This is a genomic window from Metabacillus dongyingensis, assembly GCF_019933155.2.
GTDB lineage: Bacteria > Bacillota > Bacilli > Bacillales > Bacillaceae > Bacillus_P > Bacillus_P dongyingensis.
The window spans coordinates 3,714,429-3,734,917 of sequence record NZ_CP082944.1 but is presented as its reverse complement, the minus strand read 5'-3'; the positions used below and the strand labels follow the sequence as shown (position 1 = coordinate 3,734,917).

General features: G+C 41.2%; 20 protein-coding genes and 1 other annotated feature. Of the genes, 18 read left to right on the top strand and 2 right to left on the bottom strand.

Going from position 1 to position 20,489, the window contains the following annotated elements; genetic code table 11:
• Positions 1-174 precede the first annotated feature (174 nt).
• Both spoVID and ysxE read left to right on the top strand, forming a co-directional pair.
• Positions 175-1,263, top strand: a complete 1,089-nt coding sequence (gene spoVID, locus K8L98_RS18575; RefSeq protein ID WP_223437009.1) for a stage VI sporulation protein D — start codon at positions 175-177, stop codon at positions 1,261-1,263.
• Between the two features lie 143 nt (positions 1,264-1,406).
• Entirely contained in the window at positions 1,407-2,429 is a 1,023-nt protein-coding gene (ysxE, locus tag K8L98_RS18570; RefSeq protein WP_223437007.1) for a spore coat protein YsxE, read from the top strand.
• A 30-nt stretch (positions 2,430-2,459) separates the two neighbouring features.
• On the opposite strand, the gene K8L98_RS18565 is transcribed toward ysxE, so the two are convergent.
• On the bottom strand, positions 2,460-2,651 hold the full coding sequence (locus K8L98_RS18565) for a hypothetical protein (RefSeq protein ID WP_223437005.1): 192 nt from the start codon (positions 2,649-2,651) through the stop codon (positions 2,460-2,462).
• A 158-nt stretch (positions 2,652-2,809) separates the two neighbouring features.
• Positions 2,810-3,038: a binding site (T-box leader), on the top strand.
• 59 nt (positions 3,039-3,097) lie between these two features.
• Between K8L98_RS18565 and K8L98_RS18560 the strand changes: the two genes are divergently transcribed.
• The 3 genes from K8L98_RS18560 (at position 3,098) to K8L98_RS18550 (ending at position 8,929) form a co-directional block, all read left to right on the top strand.
• Positions 3,098-5,740: a valine--tRNA ligase gene (locus tag K8L98_RS18560; RefSeq protein ID WP_223437002.1), complete on the top strand. Its 2,643-nt coding sequence runs from the start codon at positions 3,098-3,100 to the stop codon at positions 5,738-5,740.
• An 80-nt stretch (positions 5,741-5,820) separates the two neighbouring features.
• A complete protein-coding gene (locus tag K8L98_RS18555) occupies positions 5,821-7,125 on the top strand; it encodes a bifunctional folylpolyglutamate synthase/dihydrofolate synthase (protein WP_223437000.1) in 1,305 nt (434 codons plus the stop codon).
• A gap of 91 nt (positions 7,126-7,216) precedes the next feature.
• Positions 7,217-8,929 carry a sensor domain-containing diguanylate cyclase gene (locus K8L98_RS18550; protein ID WP_223436998.1) on the top strand — a complete coding sequence of 571 codons (1,713 nt, stop codon included), beginning with the start codon at positions 7,217-7,219 and terminating at the stop codon, positions 8,927-8,929.
• Positions 8,930-9,004: 75 nt separating this feature from the next.
• Here K8L98_RS18550 and K8L98_RS18545 read toward each other — a convergent pair whose 3' ends face one another.
• Entirely contained in the window at positions 9,005-9,301 is a 297-nt protein-coding gene (locus tag K8L98_RS18545; RefSeq protein ID WP_223436996.1) for a hypothetical protein, read from the bottom strand.
• A 240-nt stretch (positions 9,302-9,541) separates the two neighbouring features.
• Here K8L98_RS18545 and K8L98_RS26720 point away from each other — a divergent pair, with 240 nt between their 5' ends.
• The 13 genes from K8L98_RS26720 (at position 9,542) to K8L98_RS18485 (ending at position 20,468) form a co-directional block, all read left to right on the top strand.
• Positions 9,542-9,673, top strand: coding sequence for a hypothetical protein (locus K8L98_RS26720; RefSeq protein WP_338036988.1), 132 nt, complete (start codon positions 9,542-9,544; stop codon positions 9,671-9,673).
• Positions 9,674-9,813: 140 nt separating this feature from the next.
• Positions 9,814-10,236, top strand: coding sequence for a type IV pilin protein (locus tag K8L98_RS18540; RefSeq protein WP_223436994.1), 423 nt, complete (start codon positions 9,814-9,816; stop codon positions 10,234-10,236).
• 16 nt (positions 10,237-10,252) lie between these two features.
• Positions 10,253-11,005 (top strand): prepilin peptidase, encoded by a 753-nt coding sequence (locus tag K8L98_RS18535; protein ID WP_223436992.1) that lies wholly within the window; start codon positions 10,253-10,255, stop codon positions 11,003-11,005.
• Between the two features lie 951 nt (positions 11,006-11,956).
• Positions 11,957-13,000 carry a hypothetical protein gene (locus tag K8L98_RS18530; protein ID WP_223436990.1) on the top strand — a complete coding sequence of 348 codons (1,044 nt, stop codon included), beginning with the start codon at positions 11,957-11,959 and terminating at the stop codon, positions 12,998-13,000.
• A gap of 145 nt (positions 13,001-13,145) precedes the next feature.
• A complete protein-coding gene (locus tag K8L98_RS18525) occupies positions 13,146-13,718 on the top strand; it encodes a Maf family protein (RefSeq protein WP_223436988.1) in 573 nt (190 codons plus the stop codon).
• A 40-nt stretch (positions 13,719-13,758) separates the two neighbouring features.
• Positions 13,759-14,442, top strand: coding sequence for a RadC family protein (gene radC / locus K8L98_RS18520; protein WP_223436986.1), 684 nt, complete (start codon positions 13,759-13,761; stop codon positions 14,440-14,442).
• Between the two features lie 119 nt (positions 14,443-14,561).
• Positions 14,562-15,584, top strand: coding sequence for a rod shape-determining protein (locus tag K8L98_RS18515; protein WP_223436984.1), 1,023 nt, complete (start codon positions 14,562-14,564; stop codon positions 15,582-15,584).
• A gap of 35 nt (positions 15,585-15,619) precedes the next feature.
• Positions 15,620-16,513: a rod shape-determining protein MreC gene (mreC, locus tag K8L98_RS18510; RefSeq protein ID WP_223436982.1), complete on the top strand. Its 894-nt coding sequence runs from the start codon at positions 15,620-15,622 to the stop codon at positions 16,511-16,513.
• The gene (gene mreD, locus K8L98_RS18505; RefSeq protein ID WP_223436980.1) at positions 16,513-17,031 is read left to right on the top strand and encodes a rod shape-determining protein MreD; all 519 of its coding nucleotides are present in this window, start codon (positions 16,513-16,515) and stop codon (positions 17,029-17,031) included. The genes mreC and mreD overlap by 1 nt, the downstream gene beginning before the upstream one ends.
• Positions 17,032-17,179: 148 nt before the next feature.
• Complete coding sequence (minC, locus tag K8L98_RS18500) at positions 17,180-17,863, top strand: septum site-determining protein MinC (RefSeq protein WP_223436978.1); 684 nt, start codon at positions 17,180-17,182, stop codon at positions 17,861-17,863.
• A gap of 2 nt (positions 17,864-17,865) precedes the next feature.
• Positions 17,866-18,672: a septum site-determining protein MinD gene (minD, locus tag K8L98_RS18495; RefSeq protein ID WP_223436976.1), complete on the top strand. Its 807-nt coding sequence runs from the start codon at positions 17,866-17,868 to the stop codon at positions 18,670-18,672.
• Between the two features lie 160 nt (positions 18,673-18,832).
• Entirely contained in the window at positions 18,833-19,609 is a 777-nt protein-coding gene (locus K8L98_RS18490) for a M23 family metallopeptidase (RefSeq protein ID WP_223436974.1), read from the top strand.
• Positions 19,602-20,468 carry a M50 family metallopeptidase gene (locus K8L98_RS18485; protein WP_223436973.1) on the top strand — a complete coding sequence of 289 codons (867 nt, stop codon included), beginning with the start codon at positions 19,602-19,604 and terminating at the stop codon, positions 20,466-20,468. Before K8L98_RS18490 ends, K8L98_RS18485 begins: the two co-directional genes overlap by 8 nt.
• The last annotated feature ends 21 nt before the right edge of the window (positions 20,469-20,489 follow it).

The following is a 20,489-nucleotide window of genomic DNA, read 5'->3' as shown; positions in this document are numbered from 1 at the left end:
ATGTTACAGACTATTTTCCCGGTCAGCGGTCAGTTAAAACACTGATTTTTAGATTCAATATCCCATTATAGAAATAAGTCATATTCTAAAAATCACTCATAATCTTTGAATCTTGAACATAAACCTTTAATGTCATAGCTTATTAGGTTAGGCCATTGAAAGGAGGAGTTCAAGTTGTCACAGGATCAACAATCATCATTACGGTTTTCTGTTGAAGAATCCGTTTGGTTTCAAAAGGGACAGGAAGTAGGTGAGCTGTTATCCATCTCATTAGATCCAGACATCACCATCCAGGAATTTGACCAGTACATCTCCATTCGGGGTGCACTGCAGTTAACGGGTGAGTACAAAATAGATGAGGATTATAACGAAGAGGAATTTGAATATGCCAATCTCCGGTTTGTAAACAGTGTTGAAACCCGGGAGGAGGATGGCATATCACAGCTTGTTCACCGGTTCCCAGTGGATATTACGATCCCCAGAAATAGAATTGGAGATTTAGAAGAAGTATATGTGACGATTGAATCATTTGACTATGATCTATCTGAAAGCAGAAATCTTAAGCTTGTTGCAGATTTAGAAATAAGCGGAATTTCAAGTCAGGATTCATTTGAAGAAGTTCAGGAAGTGGAAGTGGAAGAGAAAGAGGAAGAGCAAACATATAATCACTCAACTAAAGAAGAGCTTGAGCCGCTTTACCGTTCTTCTCAGGCTTTGCTCCATGAAGAGGAGACTCAGGAAGCATATTCAGAAAGCTTTGATGCAGTCCTTGCAGAGAACAGCGACACTCCTGAAAAAGAAGAGTTTTATCAGCCTTTTGATGTAGAAGTCAGAAAGCAGGCAATAGAAGAAGAAGTCACACAGTCTTTTGATGTAGAAGTCAGAAAGCAGGCAATAGAAGAAGAAATCACACAGCCTGAAATTCATTATAGTGCAGGAAGGCCTGCAGAAGCAGAGGTCGAATCTTACTCAGCACCGCCTAAACAAAGTCCAAAAAGCCGAAAAGAAGAAGCGAAAAAACAGGAGCAGCCGAAGGAGACGGAAAACTCTCTTTATTTAACAAAGCTTTTTGGCCGTGAGGATGAAGAGGAGTTTTCAAAACTTAAAATCTGCATCGTTCAGCAGGGGGATACAATTGACAGCATATGCGACCGTTATAATATCACGGTCCAGCAGCTGCACAGGGTGAACCAATTCAGCTCAACTGCTGATGTGCATGAAGGGCAGACTTTATATATTCCGGTTTATGCAAACACGCATTAAGATGGACAGAACAGCTTGAGGAGGAGTATTCCTCAGCTGTTTTTTTTGTAAGAATCAATATTCTTCTCAGAAAGAAAACAGGTTAAAATCGTTCACTTATTCCTTCATAAAGGAAGGTGAGTTATAGAGTGGTGAGAGAAATTATGGATAAGCTAGTGCCTGTAATCAGCCAATATGATTTAACTTGCGAGTACGCGGAGTCAATCAGTGACAAGCTGACCAAAATCTATGCAAGCTCTGGAGCATCATATGCATTAAAAAGAGTCACAGCAAACCGAAATGGCCATTTTATTGAAACACTTCATACGGCTCATCAAAAAGGATTTTCCGGCTATGTGCCGATTTTCAGAAATAAACACCGCCAATTTTTCACCTCAGATGGAGAGTACTGGTATTACATCATGCCATGGCTTCACAATGAACCTGAAGAGGAGAGAGATGAGCGTCATAAAAACATGTTCAGGGAACTTGCTGTGCTCCATCAGAAAACAGCCGCCGCGGAAAAATTGAATCAGGATGCACTTAAAGTTCATTATGATACATTATCCAGGCAGTGGGATGAAAACAAAGCCGCTTACGAAAAATATGTGGAAGAATGCGAAAAAAAATGGTACTTGTCCCCTTTTGAACTGCAGGCGGTTACTTATTATTTTGAAACAGCAAGAGCGACTGATTTTGCGCGGAAGAAACTTGATGAATGGTACGAAATGATGAAGGAAAAAGAAGATGCCCGCCAGGTTATTATTCATGGGAGAGCATCCATTCATCACTTTTTATACGATGAACAGGGAACTGGATTTTTAACAAATTTTGAACAATCCAGATACTCATCACCCATTGACGATTTGCTTCTCTTTTATCATCGAACATTCCATACGTATCCATTTGCAGATGATGATTGTGTGGATTGGCTCTATACGTATCAGCAGCATTTTCCGTTCCGGGAAGAAGAAATGCTTTTATTTACTTGCTACCTATCATACCCGGATATTATCTACAGAAATTTGAAAAAGCATATGAACCAGTCAAGCCGGAGTGTCCCTCAGCTCAAACGGAATCAGGATCTCACCAAATCCTACTGGACTTTTAAAAACATTGAATATTTTGTTATGAAAGTGACGCAAATTGAAGAGAATAAAAAAATAGCGGCAGAGCAATCATCATAAAAAATCCCAATCATCTCTCTGATTGGGTTTTTAAATCCACTCCATGTGAAGAGCTACTCCAAGCAATATCAACAGTGATAAAAGAACAAGATCAACTGGAGTTGGGAAGATCAAGGTCCGTATCGTCTGGAAAATCGTAATCGGAACGATGAACTGGCCTGCGATTACTTTGAATTGCTTTACCCATGGTGACATATTGTAGTAATTAACTTTTCTTCGCATACAAATTCTCCTAACCTGATGATTCATGCTAACAAGATATGTGCATTTACCCAAATTTGTGATTCGTGTGAATAAAGGGCATGAAAATTGGAGAAGATGATTGACGTAAAATGATAAGATTGTATACAATAATACATATATGCTTTTATTGAATAAAAGAACATACATTGACAGGGAAGAGTAAAGCCGAAAGCTGTTTTTAGAGAGAGAAATCATTTGCTGAAAGATTTCTTAAACAAGCTCGCTTGAAGGTCGCCCTTGAGTAATTCTCTTGAACTTGAAGTAGAGAGAATCGGCATGAACGCCGTTATCCCATTTGAGAGCATAGGCTTATTTTTGCCTGTGAAAAAAGGTGGCACCGCGAAATCAACTCCTTTCGTCCTTTTATTGGATGAAAGGAGTTTTTTTATTGTTTCATACCGGTATTTTTTTAAGGAGGAAGAAAAATGGAGAACAATGAACAAACACTCTCTACAAAATATGATCCGCAGGGTATCGAGCGTAACCGCTATGAGTTCTGGCTGAAGGGCAAATACTTTGAAGCGACAAATGACCAGGAAAAACAGCCTTATACTATCGTTATTCCGCCGCCTAACGTTACAGGCAAGCTTCATCTTGGGCACGCGTGGGATACAACGCTTCAAGACATTGTAACCCGCATGAAAAGAATGCAGGGCTATGACGTGCTATGGCTTCCGGGCATGGACCATGCAGGAATCGCCACTCAGGCAAAAGTAGAAGGCAAGCTGCGCGAGGAAGGCAAATCACGCTATGATCTTGGACGGGAAAAATTCGTTGAAGAAACATGGAAGTGGAAAGAAGAGTATGCATCACATATTCGTACTCAATGGTCTAAGCTTGGGCTTGGACTTGATTACTCCAGAGAGCGGTTTACTTTAGATGAAGGTTTATCAAAAGCGGTAAATGAAGTATTTGTATCTCTATATAAAAAGGGACTTATTTACCGCGGTGAATATATTATCAACTGGGATCCGCAAACGAAAACTGCTTTATCGGACATTGAAGTTATCTACAAAGATGTACAAGGCGCTTTTTACCATATGCGCTATCCTCTTTCTGATGGTTCAGGGCATATTGAAATCGCTACAACCCGTCCTGAAACAATGCTTGGCGATACAGCGGTTGCCGTTCATCCGGAAGATGACCGCTACAAGCATTTGATCGGAAAGACAGTTGTTCTGCCAATCGTTGGCCGTGAGATACCGATTGTCGGCGACGACTATGTGGATATGGAATTTGGATCAGGGGCAGTTAAAATTACGCCTGCACATGATCCGAACGATTTTGAAATCGGAAACCGCCACGGCTTGGAACGTGTTCTTGTTATGAATGAAGACGGAACAATGAATGCTAACGCAGGGAAATACAATGGTCTTGACCGTTTTGACTGCCGCAAGCAAATCGTAAAAGACCTTCAAGATATGGATGTTTTATTCAAAATTGAAGAGCATCTTCATTCTGTAGGGCACAGTGAACGAAGCGGTGCAGTTGTTGAACCATATCTTTCAACACAATGGTTTGTTAAAATGCAGCCGCTTGCTGATGCAGCAATCGAGCTTCAAGGCAAGGAAGAGAAAGTAAACTTTGTGCCAAACCGATTTGAAAATACGTATATGCGCTGGATGGAAAATATCCGTGACTGGTGTATTTCAAGACAGCTTTGGTGGGGACACAGAATTCCGGCGTGGTATAACAAAGAAACAGGTGAGGTTCATGTTGATCACTCACCGCCTGCAGATATTGAAAACTGGGAGCAGGATACAGATGTTCTTGATACGTGGTTCAGTTCCGCGCTATGGCCGTTCTCGACAATGGGCTGGCCTGATACAGAATCGATCGATTATCAGCGCTTCTATCCGACAGATGTGCTTGTAACAGGATATGATATTATCTTCTTCTGGGTTTCGCGCATGATTTTCCAGGGTCTTGAATTTACAGGTCAGCGTCCATTTAAAGATGTGCTGATTCACGGGCTAGTCCGCGATGAGCAAGGCCGCAAAATGAGTAAATCTCTTGGAAACGGCGTCGATCCAATGGAAGTAATCGAGAAATATGGCGCAGATTCATTGCGTTACTTCCTGTCTACAGGAAGCTCTCCAGGCCAGGACTTGCGATTCAGCTATGAAAAGGTAGAAGCGACTTGGAACTTTGCAAATAAGATCTGGAATGCTTCACGTTTTGCTTTAATGAACATGGATGGCCTGAAATATGAAGAGATCGATATCAGCGGAGAAAAATCAGTAGCTGACAAATGGATACTTACTCGATTAAACGAAACAATTGAACATGTGACCAAGCTTGCTGATAAATATGAATTCGGTGAAGTAGGCCGCCTTCTTTATAACTTCATCTGGGATGATTTCTGTGACTGGTATATCGAAATGGCGAAGCTTCCTCTATATGGGGACAATGAAGAAGCAAAGAAAACAACTCGTTCCATTCTTGCATATGTGCTTGATAACACAATGAGACTTCTTCACCCATTCATGCCTTTCATTACAGAGGAAATATGGCAGAATCTTCCTCACAACGGGGAATCCATTACAATTGCAAAATGGCCTGAAGTGAATGCTTCATTAACGGACGAAAAAGCTGCTGCAGATATGAAATTGCTAGTTGAAGTAATCCGTTCAGTAAGAAATGTCCGAGCTGAGGTAAATACACCGATGAGCAAGCAGATTCCAATGCTGATTAAAGCGAAAAATGCGGATGTTGGGCAACAGCTTGACGATAACCGTGCATACATTGAGCGTTTCTGCAACACAAGCAGCCTTTCAATCAGCACGGATGCAGAATCAGGCGAAAAAGCGATGACTTCTGTCGTAACGGGAGCTGAGCTTATTTTCCCGCTTGAAGGCTTAATCAATATTAATGAAGAAATCTCACGTCTTCAAAAAGAGCTTGATAAATTGAATAAAGAAGTCGAACGTGTTCAAAAGAAACTGAGCAACGAAGGCTTTGTGAAAAAAGCACCTGAAAAAGTTATTGAGGAAGAACGTGCGAAAGAAAGCGATTATGTAGAGAAAAGAGAAGCTGTTCTTTCTAGAATCAGTGAATTAAAAGGGTAAGCTTTTTAATAGGCTCGGGTTGTGATTGGCAGAATCACACCCGAGTTTTCATGTAAATAGAGAGAAAAGGGGTATATGATATGTTTCAAACTTATGAGGAAGCGGTAGACTGGATTCATTCGCGTCTAAGATTCGGCATTAAACCCGGATTGAAGCGGATGACCTGGATGATGGAAAAATTAAATAATCCCCATAAACAAATTCGCGCCATTCATGTTGCAGGCACAAATGGCAAAGGGTCAACCATTGCATATATGCGCAATGTTCTTCAAGAAGCAGGGTACACGACAGGTACATTCACCTCTCCGTTCCTGGAAACATTCAACGAGAGAATCAGCATGAACGGCAAACCTATATCTGATGAAGAAATGCTGTTTTTAGTTAATATGATCAGTCCGCTTGCAGATGAACTTGAAGACACTGAGCTTGGCGGACCGACTGAATTTGAAGTAATCACAGCCATGGCTTTCTATTATTTTGGGAGACATGAAAAAACAGATATTTTGCTGCTGGAAACCGGTCTTGGCGGCACATATGATTCAACCAATATTGCAGAGCCGATCTTAACAATGATTACAAGCATCGGTTTTGATCACATGAATATTCTTGGCAATACAATAGAAGAAATCGCCGGTGAAAAAGCAGGAATCATCAAGGAGGGCATTCCTATGCTGACATCTGTTACAGATGAACGGGCATTAAATGTAATAAACCAAAAGGCAAAAGACATGAACGCTGCCGTTTACCATGATACTTTTCCGGTTTTGAATCATCAGCCCCTTCCAAGAGGAGAAAGGTTCGAAATGAAGACTCCTTTCAGCTATTATAAGAACCTTGAAATATCAATGCGCGGAGAGCATCAAGTTCAGAATGCGGCTCTTGCAGTAATGGCACTTGATTATTTGCGTTCGAAGGAATTATTTCATATTGATGAGCAGCATGTGATTAAAGGACTTTTGCAGACCAGCTGGAACGGCAGATTTGAACAGCTATCAGAGTACCCAGCGGTCATTGTGGACGGGGCTCATAATAAAGAGGGCGTAGAGAGTCTTACTGCTGCGATGAAGCGCCATTATCACGGCAAAAAGATTCATATTCTCTTTTCGGCTTTAAAAGATAAGGAATACACTCCGATGATTGATATCCTCTCATCTATTGCAGATAGTATGCATTTTACGACTTTTGATTTTCCAAGAGCTGCTTCGGCAGAAGAGCTTTTTCAGGCATGCAGACATGGAAAAAAGGATTTTGAAGATGATTGGAAAGCTGCTTTTCTAAAAATGATGGAAGCAGGCGAATTAAAAGATGTTTTCCTAGTGACCGGTTCTCTTTACTTTATCTCAGAAGTTAGGCCTTTTTGTCGAAATTTCTTATCGAAAGATTAGGTTGATAGTCCTAATAACAAATGACAGATATCTGAATTTTTGTTAAAATATAAAAATAATAAATTTAAAGATAGAGAGAGGGGGACAGTACATGGAAAAAAATCTTAAGATTGTATTATGGGTGTCGTGGGCCATTCTATTTCCGGCAGCTTTATGTGCAGCTTATTATTTTTGGCCGCCGATGATAGCGGGTAATGAACTGGCTATTGCAACATTCCTGTTATTAATGTGTATTGTTTCCATCTTTCCTATTATCGTGAACGAAACTCCTGTTTTTTTCGCTCAGGGTGTTTCAATTTCCGTCTTCCTGCTTTTCGGGCCATTAGTTGAAATGATACTAATGCAGATTTCCCTTACAGTTCTTCTTATCAAGCTTCGCGTAGGTTTAAGAGAAATCCACCGCTATCCTACAAATTCATTGATGTTTCTAATCGTCTCTGTTGCAGGGGCTGCTGTCTACTATGCCATTGGCGGAACACATGGACAAACAGAATTCACTCTTGAGTTCTTAACTAAAGTTATCATATATGCGTTCACAATTTGCCTGACAAATCACTTTTTTCTTCAGCATGTGATCAGAGGTTTTTTCTATAAAAACAAAGAAAAATTCTTTTCAAAGGATTTTTTATGGGAGATTTTCACGACGCTCATGTTCCTGCCGGTGGGAATAATGCTGTTCATATTATATGAAGATTTAGGCTTAGAAGCTCTGTTCTATGTGGGAATACCATTCGTTGGAATCTCCTTTATCCTGCTCCTGCTGTCCAATAGCCAGCGATTGAATTCATATCTGCAGCAAGCAAGTGAGATCGGGCATCAGCTTACAGAAAGACTGGAAGTAAAAGAAGTCTTGGATGTCTATATTGATAAACTGACATCCATGATCAATGCGGATTATGCTTACATCATTGATGTCGTGAATGATTACGAGCTCAAAGTTATCAGAAAGCTTGAAAATGGACAGATAGTAACTGGTACGAAAGAAACGATCTCTGTCCATCATGGAATCAGCGGATTAGTGTATGCAAAAAAGAAAAGCGTCCTCTACAAAAAAAGGGAACATTGGGCAAAGCTTGAGAAAACGCTGCTGCCTGAAACTATTGAAAGCTTGATTGGCGTCCCCATTGTCAGAAACCAAAAGGTCGTAGGCATTGTCGTTCTTGCCTCTAACAAAAAACGGTCCTACGACTATTCACAGCTGATGATTGTTGATTTATTAACTGCCTATCTCGGTGTTGCGATTGACAATGCAAGAAGCTATGAGGAAACGAAAAAACAAAGTGAACGCTGTGCGCTCACAGGTCTCTTTAACTATCGGTACATGGAGAAGCTGCTTGAATCGGAGTATTTTAAACTTGGCAGCACTCAGCTGAACCATTTATCTCTCATTCTGCTCGACATTGATCACTTCAAAAAAGTGAATGATACGTATGGTCATCAGGCCGGAAATGAAATCCTGATCGCACTCGCAGACCGGCTTGTAAAGTTTATCGGAGAACGGGGCACTGTTGCGCGGTATGGGGGAGAAGAGTTTGTCATTCTCCTGCCGAACGTGGACAAGATGGCATGCTTTGCCTTCGCTGAAGGAATTCGAAAAACCATTGCAAACCGGCCTTTCATGATTGACCAGGACATTCAGACCTTCGGCAAGCGACATTCCATCTCGATTACTGCAAGCATAGGATACGCAACTGCTCCTTATGATGCAGAGGGACCGCTTGACCTCATCAGACATGCTGACCGTGCCATGTATATTGGAGCCAAACAGGCAGGACGGAACCGTGTGGCGGAGTATGTGAAATAGAAAACCAGCATCCTTAATGGGTGCTGGTTTTTGGTTTTATTCGATTTTTTGATCAATTGTTTCTAAGGCGTGAATTTAGTGCAAAATCATTTTGATTTTTGGAGAAGTACAAACTTCAAATATGATTTTAGTTGCCGGGTCAAGTATGTATTCACACTCTCCCATAACCAGCCAATCCACACACAAACAAACCCTTAGGGTATCCCGGGTGTCTCCTTTTGTCGCATTTAAAATAACATTTGATCCGTATACTCCACCTTTAATTTTAATATTGAATCCTATACCATACATTTCTAGAGTTTGGTTTGAATATAGAAAGGCATCAATCACTTTTGGTTCTGTTCTGAATTCATTATTATTTGCTGCAAGCATACCGCTGTCCGCCTCGCCCACATAACTTTTAGTTCTTTGTTTTCAAGTTCAGTTCAGATATAGCAGGCTATCTCCATTGTTGAAAATATCTTGGAAAATGAAGTGATTTCAAGAGAAGGAATCACGAAACGCGCTGGAAAAGGAAACTCGTTAACAGAATCAATGAAAGATCATTGGTTTTTTCCGCCTCTTGTGACCCGTATGACCGCAATAGGAGAAGGATAGGGTTTACTTAATGAAATGTATTCTAAAATGGCCGATTTTTGTGAAGGCGAAGCCGAACAGGCAGCAGATAGATTGAAATCTCTGATCGAACCGCTAATAATTGTTTTCTTGCAGGGAATTGTAGGAGGAGTAGTGAGTTTCATCTAGTACCATTGTCAGTTATATTCAACAATAATAATTAAATCTCAACAAAAAATTAACAATTTAACCCAGTTTTACATGCTATAATGACTACGTTCTATATAAAGTGATATATTGCTAATTTACTAGTTGAAGGAGAGAAAGATATGTTTAAAAAGGTGTTAAAGAACGAACGAGGATTAACCCTGATCGAGCTTATTGAGGTTGTTGTTATTTTGGGGATTATCGCTGCTAATGCTGTGCCTGGTATTGGGAATGTAATACAAAATTCGTGCGAAGATGCAGGTAAAGCTGAAGCTGCAAATATATTAAATGTTGCAAGACTATATTCTTCTACTGATGAAGTTCGAGCTGATGGAATCTTAGAAGATGGTGACCTGGGAGGTAATTTGGAAAACGTAAATTTCATAGTGGATTTTTCTGTAAAAGCAAATTTAAATTCAATGACTTTATCAGGTAATGCAAATGTAAATGACGGAACAATTACATTTACTAACAGTACATTAGAAGCTATTAGTAACCTTGATGATATAGATAATCCACCTAATACAATTTCTGTATATGGATAATTTCGGAATAATAAAAATGGCTAATATTTTTTTATTCTTCTACGGTCTCCTACTAGGGTCCTTCTTCAACGTAGTCGGTATCCGTGTACCAAATAAAGAATCCATTGCTGCGCCCCGTTCAGCTTGTCCGGGGTGTCATCATACTTTAACAGCAGGTGAGCTTATTCCTGTTATTTCTTATCTTTTACAGGGCGGAAAATGCCGGAAGTGCAGGATGCGGATATCTCCGCTTTATCCGTTTGTGGAGCTGAAGACGGCAATTCTTTTTGCGATATCACCTCTGCTGGCGGGATGGTCAAAAGAATTGGTTATTGCATTAACTCTGATCTCTCTGTTCATGATAATTTTCGTTTCGGATATGAAATATATGATTATTCCAGATAAAGTTCTTTTGTTTTTTGCCGGGTTGTTTGTTATAGAGAGGATCTTCATTCCGCTGACACCATGGTGGAATCCGCTGATTGGCGCTGTTGCCGGTTTCATTTTGCTTTATGGAATCGCCATATTGAGTAAAGGGAAGGGTATGGGCGGAGGAGATATTAAACTGTTTGCAGTACTTGGTCTTGCAATCGGCTGGAAGCTCGTTCTGCTATCCTTCTTTTTATCTTGTGTTGTTGGTTCCATCATTGGAGTACTTGCGATTATGACGGGTAAAGTGAAGCGTAAGCAGCCGATTCCTTTTGGTCCGTCAATTATGGTTGGAACCATCGCAGCTTATTTTTACGGGCAAGAGCTGCTTCAGTGGTATTTCAAAATAATCGGTTATTAGGCTTGGAAGTAAAGTAATGGATATATGTTCATTTTTGTTAAGTAAAAACAATAATTTCACAATTAAGGATGAGGTTATCCGGTAGTTGAAATGAATCAGGCAAGTCCTTTTATACCCCAGTTTTTGCAGGAGCGTTTTCTGCTGGAATGGGCTTATTCGAACGGTGTCATTCAGGATTTTAAGACTCTATCCCTTATTTTGGATGAACTTTCGGTGTAAGAAGACTTGAAGGATAATTAAATAAGAGGACACTATATATAACTGAAGGAGAAAAAACAGAAAAAGTCTGAGTCGATGGAGTGCGTGAAAGTGATTCTGGGGAACAAAGAATCCCAATTATCCTTTTGATTGCAGCTGTCCTTCAACTTGTTGCCTGTATGCAGGCGTCTATTTTTAGTAATCAACAGACACTGGTTTCTTCAAGAAAAATGCAGCTAATACAGTTTTCACTATTAACAAGCGGCAAGACTTCGACAGAAAGCATGCCTGGTGTAAATTCTGTAGAATTACAGCGAATGGTCCCTGTCCCTATGGTGGAGCAGCTCAGCTGCTTCTTGTGTCTGTCCGTTTTTGATGCTTCCGGCTGGTTTCTGCAGCAGTTTCAACGGAAGCAGCAGGCGGCAGCAAAGCATCTTCACTTTCGGCAAATGTCACATTCTTTATCCTGCTGTTTGACACGCTTTCTGCTTTTTTCCAAGTCAGAATGCAGGTTTCAGCTTTTTATGCAGATGGTTTGCAGGATCTATACGAGGAAACCCCTAAGGTGGCTGCTCCGCAGCCAAGCAATAAATATCCCACTTACTCCGTCGCTTGCAACTGAGGATGACGAATAGGGTGATTATTTGACGAAAACCTTTCTGAACAAGACGACAAATGTCTTGTTCTTTTTTTATTTTCGTATGCTAGCATGGAATTCAGATATGAGAATCGTTTCAGATGGGGGGTGTTAAATTGGACAAGCAGCAGGCAAATGCTATTAAGATCAAGATCAATGGAGAAGAACGCAACCTGAAAAGTGTGAAACAGCAGAAAAAGAAGTCGGACGAAAAAGACCAAGAAGGGGTCTCTTTGGATTTTCCTGTTCTAAGCTGGGATGAGAAAGTAATGGCTGAAAAAGAAGTAGCGGCTTCCGATGCCAAGAAAGAGGATGATTTTTCCTGGGTTTTGCCTGAGGATGACGGTGAAGTGTTTCAGGATGATCCAAAAGTAGTCGCTCCTAAAAAGACAGCATCTAAAGGGAAGGGCTCACCTTACTTCGGCACTGGCATAAAGAATCCATTAAGCTCTTATCCATTTAAGCAATATGCGGTTACCATCATACTGGCGATTGTGCTTGGTGTGAGCTTCGGATTTGTTGCATTGAATTTTATTTCAAATGAGGATTTGCCGGCAGCACTGCAGCAGGCCGGTGCAGGCGCTGAGACAGACCAAGCGGCTGCTCAAGCCGATTCAAAAGAAGCAGGTGCAGGTTCTGGCAGTTCTTCAGCAGACATTCAGCTGTACTTCGCGCAAATTGGAAAATTTTCATCTAAAGAAGGTGCAGAAACAACAGCGGCTGACATGAAAAGCAATGGGTTTCCCGCTATAACAGTTGAGGAAGACGGCTCATACTTTGTATATGGGGGAGTCGGAAACGCAAAACAGGAAACAGATGGTTTGAGCAATGTTTACCAATCAAGCGCCATCGAGCCGTGGAGCGGGAAAAGTGCTGTATTTTCAATGAAAACGAATGAAGACGCAAGTGCCCTTATCAATCATTTTAAATCGTTGGTCACATTATCTTCATCAGCAGTCACAGGCAAGGCAAATGATGTTGACACGAAATCTGATGCTATCCTGACAGAACTGAACAAATTAAAACTGAAAGATGAGAATCTTGTTGCCGTCAAAAAGGATCTAACAGATATATCCATGCTTCTTAAAGAAGATGTTAGTGAAAAGACAGGGTGGGAAGCACAGCAAAAGCTTATGGATCTCTTAGTTTCATTAAAATGAAGGTTGTCCTCATGAGGGCAATTTTTTTTGTTTTTTAGTAACGCCTAAACCCGAAAATTTGATTATTCCTATTTGTGTATCCCTGCAGGGTTTGCTACGATACGAATGTATCTCCCTTTTAAACCGAGTGAAAGGATGTTGAAGGATGCAGCAGCACCTTATTTTGGCATCAGGTTCTCCGCGCAGAAAAGAACTGCTTGAGAATGTACATGTGCCTTTTGAAGTTGTAATCAGTGATGTAGAAGAAGTTGTGGATCCATTGCTCGCGCCTCCTGATATTGTGATGTCGCTTGCAGAGCAAAAAGCTGCAGCAGTAGCGGAGCGTTTCACTGAATCGTTTGTGCTTGGAGCAGACACAGTTGTTGTCTATAAGGATGAAATTTTAGGCAAGCCGGCCAATACAGAAGAAGCAAAGCAGATGCTTGCTAAATTATCAGGCAATACCCACCAGGTCTTAACGGGGGTTGCCATTTTATTTCAAGAAGAGAAAATTGTGTTTTATGAACAGACAGATGTAACTTTCTGGCCAATTTCAGAAGAAGAAATTGAAGATTACATTGATACTGAGGAGCCGATGGATAAAGCAGGATCATATGGAATTCAAGAGCTCGGTTCGTTATTTGTAAAAGAAATAAAAGGCGACTACTTTTCTGTTGTCGGATTGCCTGTTGCTCGTACAATCAGAGAGCTGAAGAAGGCAGGGTTTTCACTTAAATAAAAGAGCAGAAGCAGAGAGGACAAATAGGAGGAGACGGCGATTGGAAGTCTTAAAAATCCATGATTTCCCTGAAGAAGACAGGCCGCGTGAAAGATTAATTCATGACGGTCCTGGAAGTCTTGCAAATCACGAGCTGCTTGCTATATTGCTTAGAACAGGTTCAAAAAAGGAATCTGTTCTCCAGCTTTCAAACAGGCTGCTCAATCATTTTGAAGGATTAAGGTTTCTTAAAGAAGCATCTGCTGCGGAACTGACAAGCATCTCTGGAATCGGGGAAGCGAAGGCCGTGCAGATCCTCGCTTCACTTGAGCTGGGCAGAAGAATTAACCGCCTCACATACGAAGACAGATATGTCATCAAGTCTCCTCAAGACGGTGCGAATTATGTAATGGAAGAAATGCGCTTTTTATCACAGGAGCATTTCGTTTGCCTCTATTTAAATACGAAAAACCAAGTGCTTCATAAACAAACTGTTTTTATCGGCAGCCTCAATGCCTCAATTGTCCATCCCCGCGAAGTGTACAAAGAAGCTTTGAAACGATCGGCCGCTTCAATTATTTGCATCCATAATCACCCCTCGGGAGACCCGACTCCAAGCCGTGAAGACATTGAAGTTACAAAAAGATTAACAGAGTGTGGTAAAATGTTGGGGATAGAGCTTTTGGACCATCTTATTATCGGTGAGCAAAAATATGTGAGTTTAAAAGAAAAAGGATATTTGTAACACTTTTATTTTTGCGTAATTACGCTATAATAATGTTTATGAGTTTTTTTAGTTCTCATATGACATTTGAAAATAAATAGTAGAAAGTAATTCGGTTTTTAGAAAGGGAGATACATCTGATGTTTGGAATTGGGACAAGAGACCTTGGTATAGATTTGGGTACAGCAAATACCCTTGTTTTCGTTAAAGGAAAAGGAATTGTGGTTCGCGAGCCTTCGGTTGTAGCGATGCAGACAGACACTAAGTCTATCGTAGCCGTAGGAAATGACGCAAAAAATATGATTGGACGCACACCTGGAAATGTTGTAGCGCTCCGCCCGATGAAAGATGGCGTAATTGCCGATTATGAAACAACTGCATCAATGATGAAGTATTACATAAAACAAGCAACAAAAGGTAAAGGTGTTTTCTCCAGTAAGCCATATGTTATGGTCTGTGTTCCTTCCGGCATTACAGCAGTAGAAGAGCGTGCAGTCATTGATGCGACAAGACAAGCAGGCGCACGCGATGCTTATACGATTGAAGAGCCGTTTGCAGCTGCAATCGGTGCGAATCTTCCTGTCTGGGAACCAACTGGAAGCATGGTAGTTGATATTGGCGGAGGTACGACAGAAGTGGCCATTATTTCTCTTGGAGGAATTGTTACGTCTCAATCCATCCGCGTTGCCGGTGACGAAATGGACGATGCCATTGTCAACTATATCCGCAAAACATATAACTTAATGATTGGCGACCGTACTTCAGAATCTATTAAAATGGAAATTGGTTCTGCAGGATCAGCTGAAGGTGTCGATAATATGGACATTCGCGGCCGTGATTTACTCACAGGCCTTCCAAAGACAATTGAAATTACGGCTAAGGAAATTGCAGAAGCTTTGCGCGATACGGTCAACTCGATTGTTGATTCTGTTAAAAACACACTTGAAAAAACACCGCCTGAGCTTGCGGCTGATATTATGGACCGCGGCATCGTTCTTACTGGGGGCGGAGCTTTGCTTCGCAACATTGATAAAGTGATCAGCGAAGAAACAAACATGCCTGTTTTAATTGCAGAAAACCCGCTTGATTGTGTTGCAATCGGTACAGGGAAAGCTCTTGAGCATATTCATTTGTTCAAAACAAAAGCAAGAGACAGCCGCTAATTGTGAAATAAACATTAAGAGGGTGTAAAAGTCACATGCCACAGTTTTTCTTGAATAAACGTCTTATATTGTTGCTGGTTAGTATCATCTTTTTAGTGGCATTGATTGGGTATTCTTTAAAAGAAGACAGACAGCTAACATGGCCAGAACAATTTGTTAAAGATTCAACAGGATTATTCCAAACTGTATTTCATAAGCCCGCACAATATGTAGCGGGCTTCTTTGAGAATGTCGGCGATTTGAAAAATACATATGAAGAAAATAAATTGCTTAAAAGCAAAATTGACGAGCATATGAAAATCGAGACCGAGCTTCAGGAGCTGAAACGAGATAACGAAAAGCTTCGGGCTGAAATCGGTGCCGAAGAATCACTTAGAGAATACAATCCAATCGTTGCCACTTTGATTGCACGAAATCCAGATCCGGGCCGCTGGTTTGACCTGATTACCATTGATAAGGGATCACAGCACGGCATTCAGAAGGATATGGCCGTAATCACGGATAAAGGATTAATCGGAAAAATAAAAAATACATCAAAATTCAATTCAACTGTTCAGCTATTAAGCTCTCCGGACCGCAAAAACCGGATTGCAGCTGAAATACAGGGCAAGGACGGGCAGCCAAATATTTTCGGATTGATCGAAGGATATGATGAGAAGAAAAAAGCGCTGCTGCTCAAAAAAATTGAATCGGATGTTAAAATCGAAAAAGGGCAGAAGGTAGTCACGTCAGGGAGCAGCGGAATATTCCCTGAAGGTCTTGTTATTGGTGAAGTAATGGAGGTAGAGCCGGATTCCTACGGACTTTCACAAATGGCCTATATCAAACCTGAAGCTGATCTTTATAATATTGACCGTGTTTTTGTAACAGAACGCGTGAAAGAAACGATTGATATCGATAATATGGATCCAGAGGAGGAGGAAGAATAATGAATCGTATTCTCCTTCCTCTTTTAATCTTATTTATTTTCATTTCCGAAAGCACCTTTGTTGTTTTGATTGAGCTTCCATTCACAAATGACAACCAAGTCATTATCCCGCGCTTTGTCATGCTCGCGATTGTTTATATTACGGCATATTACAGTCAAAAATCAGGGCTGATTTACGGCATGGTTTTTGGACTGCTGCATGACATTGTATACACAGAAATACTTGGCATTTATTTATTTGCCTATCCATTGTTCGCTTATTTAATTTCAAAAGCTTTAAAAGCACTGCAGGGAAATATGCTCGTTGTGCTTTTCTTGTCGTTGCTTGCTGTTACACTTTTGGAATTCTACTCGTATGGCATTCAAATGCTGATCGGCTACTCCAATCTGTCATTCTATGATTTTACTAATTTGAGACTTTTGCCTACACTTGCTGCTAATTCTGTCGGGGCAATCGTCCTGATTTACCCAATGAGCCGCTTTATATCGAAAGTAAAAATGGATTATCTGGATGATTAGCGTTTATTGATGAATCACATTCTGGCAGACTACTATCGTTGCGGCAGACATGTTGGATCATCAGCCGGTTTTCTATCAAAATTCTCTTATAAAAAAGAGGGAGATTGCATCTATCTGTCGAAATAGTATAGTCGTTGAGGTGAACGTCATGAAGGCTCAGAAACAGCAATTTGTCACAATAAAAGGTACAAAAGATGGATTAACGCTGCATCTCGATGATTCATGTTCTTTTGAAGAGCTGCTGAATGAACTTGAGCAAATGTTGTCCTTAAAGCAATACATTCATGAAGATGGGCCATATATCACCGTTAACGTCAAAGCGGGTAACCGTCTGCTTCATAAAAAACAGCAGGATCAAATTGAAGCTGTTATACAAAAAAAACGAAATCTGGTTGTTGAAACATTTGAAAGCAATGTTGTTACAAAGGATCATGCCCTGCAAATGAAAAAAGAAGCAGAAGTGGTCTCTGTTGCTAAAATGATTCGCTCCGGACAGGTTCTTAAAGTTGAAGGCGATTTGCTCCTGATCGGAGATGTTAACCCGGGAGGCACTGTTATTGCCCGCGGAAACATCTTTATTATGGGGACGCTTAGAGGCATTGCGCATGCTGGATATAACGGGAACAAATCTGCTGTCATCGCCGCATCGGTGATGAAGCCGTCGCAAATCAGAATTTGTGACATCGTAAACCGTGCCCCTGATTATATTCAGACAGAAAAGCACGAGATGGAATGTGCTTACATAGATGAAAATGAATCTATCATCATTGATCGACTTCAGCAGTTGACTCATTTACGACCTAACTTGACAAGGTTTGAAGGGGGAATTTGACCGTGGGTGAGGCTATCGTTATTACCTCTGGCAAAGGCGGAGTTGGAAAGACAACAACTTCTGCTAATTTAGGAACATCTTTAGCGATTTTAGGAAAACGGGTATGTCTCATTGATACAGACATCGGCCTGCGCAACCTCGATGTTGTAATGGGGCTTGAAAACCGCATCATTTACGATTTGGTGGATGTTGTTGATGGCCGATGTAAAATTCATCAGGCGCTTGTAAAAGATAAACGTTTTGAAGACAGGCTTTATTTGCTCCCTGCTGCGCAGACGAGCGATAAATCAGCTGTTAATCCTGAGCAGATGAAAAAGCTGGTGGAGGAGCTGAAACAGGACTATGACTATATTGTAATTGATTGTCCTGCCGGCATCGAGCAAGGCTTTAAAAACGCTATTGCAGGAGCTGACAAGGCCATCGTCGTGACGACTCCTGAAATATCAGCCGTACGCGATGCAGACCGCATTATCGGCCTGCTTGAAAAAGAAGAGGCCATTGAGCCTCCGAAGCTAGTTATCAATCGAATCCGCAATCATTTAGTGAAAAATGGGGATATGCTGGATGTGGATGAAATTGTTACGCACCTATCAATTGATTTAATCGGAATTGTAGCAGATGATGACGATGTCATTAAAGCTTCAAATAACGGTGAGCCGATCGCCATGGATTCAAACAACCGCGCATCCATTGCATACCGGAACATTGCCCGCCGCATCCTTGGCGAATCGATTCCTCTGCAATCATTAGAAGATGCTAATCCAGGTGTTATTACAAAAATTAAACGCTTTTTCGGCGTTAGAGTATAAGTATTAAAGCAGCCTTTGAATATTCAGAGGCTGTTTTTTTGTTTTGAGATTTTTCTGCTGCTCATTTAAACGCAATGATCCTGTTCTTTTAGGCTTGTCATATTCCTTGAGGACAAGGCATAAAATTGAGTAAATGTGATCCGAGGGGATGGGTGTGGCAATGGGGAATCGAGCGGATGATTTGCGCAGGAGAATGGCAAAAAGAAAACGGGACCGCAGTTTAGGAGCTGAGAGGATGGAACCTCAAAAACAGCTGCCCAATCTGTCATTCACAGATGATGAAGAAAAATATGGAGGCTCCGCTTATCACACATATGATCCGGGGGGAGAAGGAGGCGGCTCCCATCCATTATTTAAACCGGATGTGTTTATGTTTAAACTGCTGATTGGAGCATGTTTAGTTCTCGCGGCCGCGATTGTTTTTAAGAATGATTCGCCGCCTTTTGAAAAGGTTCAGAGTGTGGTCACTAGCACATTTGAAGAGGATTTTCAGTTTGCGATGATTTCAAAGTGGTACGGAGATCAGTTTGGAGACCCGCTGGCCCTGATAAAAACTTCCGATCAGGCTCCTAAGCCTGAAGATACCGAATTTACGGCTCCGGCTTCAGGAAAAGTGCTTGAGACGTTTAAAGATAATGGCCAGGGTGTAATGGTTGAGACGAGCAGCAATCTTGTTGAAGCAATGAATGAAGGAATTGTGGTTGAGATTGGGAAGAAAGAGGGATCTGGCTTGACGGTGGTTGTACAGCACGATGATTCAACTGAGAGCTGGTACGGCAACCTTGAAGAAGTGAAGGTGTCACTTTATGATTTTGTAGAAAGCGGAAAAGAAATCGGCAAAATCAAAGCGGCAGAAGATCAAAAAGGGACGTATTATTTCGCTATTAAAAAGGGTGATCAATTTATCGACCCAATTCAGGTGATATCCTTTGACTAAATATTTATCTGTTTTACTGCACATTCATATTCACCCTATTCTGTGGTTAATCATGGGGATTTCGATTATGACGGCTCATTTTCAGTCACTGCTGATCCTGCTGTCGATTATTCTCATTCATGAACTGGGCCATGCCATGACAGCCAGACATTTCAACTGGCGCCTGAAATCCATTGTTCTCCTGCCTTTTGGGGGTGTGGCTGAAGTGGAGGAGCACGGCAATAGACCATTGAAGGAAGAGCTGCTGACGATTGCTGCCGGTCCCCTGCAGCATATTCCTCTTCAGGGAGCAGCTTATCTTTTACAGGCTTCAGGATTATTTAGTTATGAGACGTATCAGCTCTTCACCTTTTATAATGTCATGATTCTCTTGTTCAATCTGTTGCCTATCTGGCCGCTTGACGGAGGGAAATTGCTGTTTTTGCTTGTGTCCATGAAACGGTCTTATCAGGATGCACACCAGACAATGCTTTTGGTTTCTGCTATGTGCTTAGGTCTGTATCTGCTCATTTTTCTTGTTTTTTACCCGCAGCAGCTTAACGTGTGGGTAATCGGGGGTTTCCTTATTTATTCCATATATATGGAATATAAACACCGCAGTTTTGTGAGCATGAGGTTTTTGCTCGAGAGGTATTATGGAAACCAGCAGGATCCAGGGACCTTAAAGCCGATTATTGTAGATGAAGGAGAGTCCATCTATCAAACGCTGCTGAAATTCAGAAGAGGGTGCAAGCACCCTATTATTGTTGAACGAAATGGAAAAAAGCTGTTTGAGCTGGATGAAAATGAGCTTCTTCATGCCTTTTTTGCTGATAAGCGAACACAGTCGACTGTCGGCGAGCTGAATTATGATTATTGACGGGGGTCTGATAAAATGAGT

Excerpts from the sequence above, each read along its gene's own strand:
- ysxE (WP_223437007.1), top strand. The coding sequence starts at position 1,407 with ATGGATAAGCTAGTGCCTGTAATCAGCCAATATGATTTAACTTGCGAG.
- K8L98_RS18565 (WP_223437005.1), bottom strand. The coding sequence starts at position 2,651 with ATGCGAAGAAAAGTTAATTACTACAATATGTCACCATGGGTAAAGCAA.
- K8L98_RS18560 (WP_223437002.1), top strand. The coding sequence starts at position 3,098 with ATGGAGAACAATGAACAAACACTCTCTACAAAATATGATCCGCAGGGT.
- K8L98_RS18555 (WP_223437000.1), top strand. The coding sequence starts at position 5,821 with ATGTTTCAAACTTATGAGGAAGCGGTAGACTGGATTCATTCGCGTCTA.
- K8L98_RS18550 (WP_223436998.1), top strand. The coding sequence starts at position 7,217 with ATGGAAAAAAATCTTAAGATTGTATTATGGGTGTCGTGGGCCATTCTA.
- K8L98_RS18545 (WP_223436996.1), bottom strand. The coding sequence starts at position 9,301 with ATGCTTGCAGCAAATAATAATGAATTCAGAACAGAACCAAAAGTGATT.
- K8L98_RS26720 (WP_338036988.1), top strand. The coding sequence starts at position 9,542 with ATGTATTCTAAAATGGCCGATTTTTGTGAAGGCGAAGCCGAACAGGCA.
- K8L98_RS18540 (WP_223436994.1), top strand. The coding sequence starts at position 9,814 with ATGTTTAAAAAGGTGTTAAAGAACGAACGAGGATTAACCCTGATCGAG.
- K8L98_RS18535 (WP_223436992.1), top strand. The coding sequence starts at position 10,253 with ATGGCTAATATTTTTTTATTCTTCTACGGTCTCCTACTAGGGTCCTTC.
- K8L98_RS18525 (WP_223436988.1), top strand. The coding sequence starts at position 13,146 with ATGCAGCAGCACCTTATTTTGGCATCAGGTTCTCCGCGCAGAAAAGAA.
- K8L98_RS18515 (WP_223436984.1), top strand. The coding sequence starts at position 14,562 with ATGTTTGGAATTGGGACAAGAGACCTTGGTATAGATTTGGGTACAGCA.
- mreC (WP_223436982.1), top strand. The coding sequence starts at position 15,620 with ATGCCACAGTTTTTCTTGAATAAACGTCTTATATTGTTGCTGGTTAGT.
- mreD (WP_223436980.1), top strand. The coding sequence starts at position 16,513 with ATGAATCGTATTCTCCTTCCTCTTTTAATCTTATTTATTTTCATTTCC.
- minC (WP_223436978.1), top strand. The coding sequence starts at position 17,180 with ATGAAGGCTCAGAAACAGCAATTTGTCACAATAAAAGGTACAAAAGAT.
- K8L98_RS18490 (WP_223436974.1), top strand. The coding sequence starts at position 18,833 with ATGGGGAATCGAGCGGATGATTTGCGCAGGAGAATGGCAAAAAGAAAA.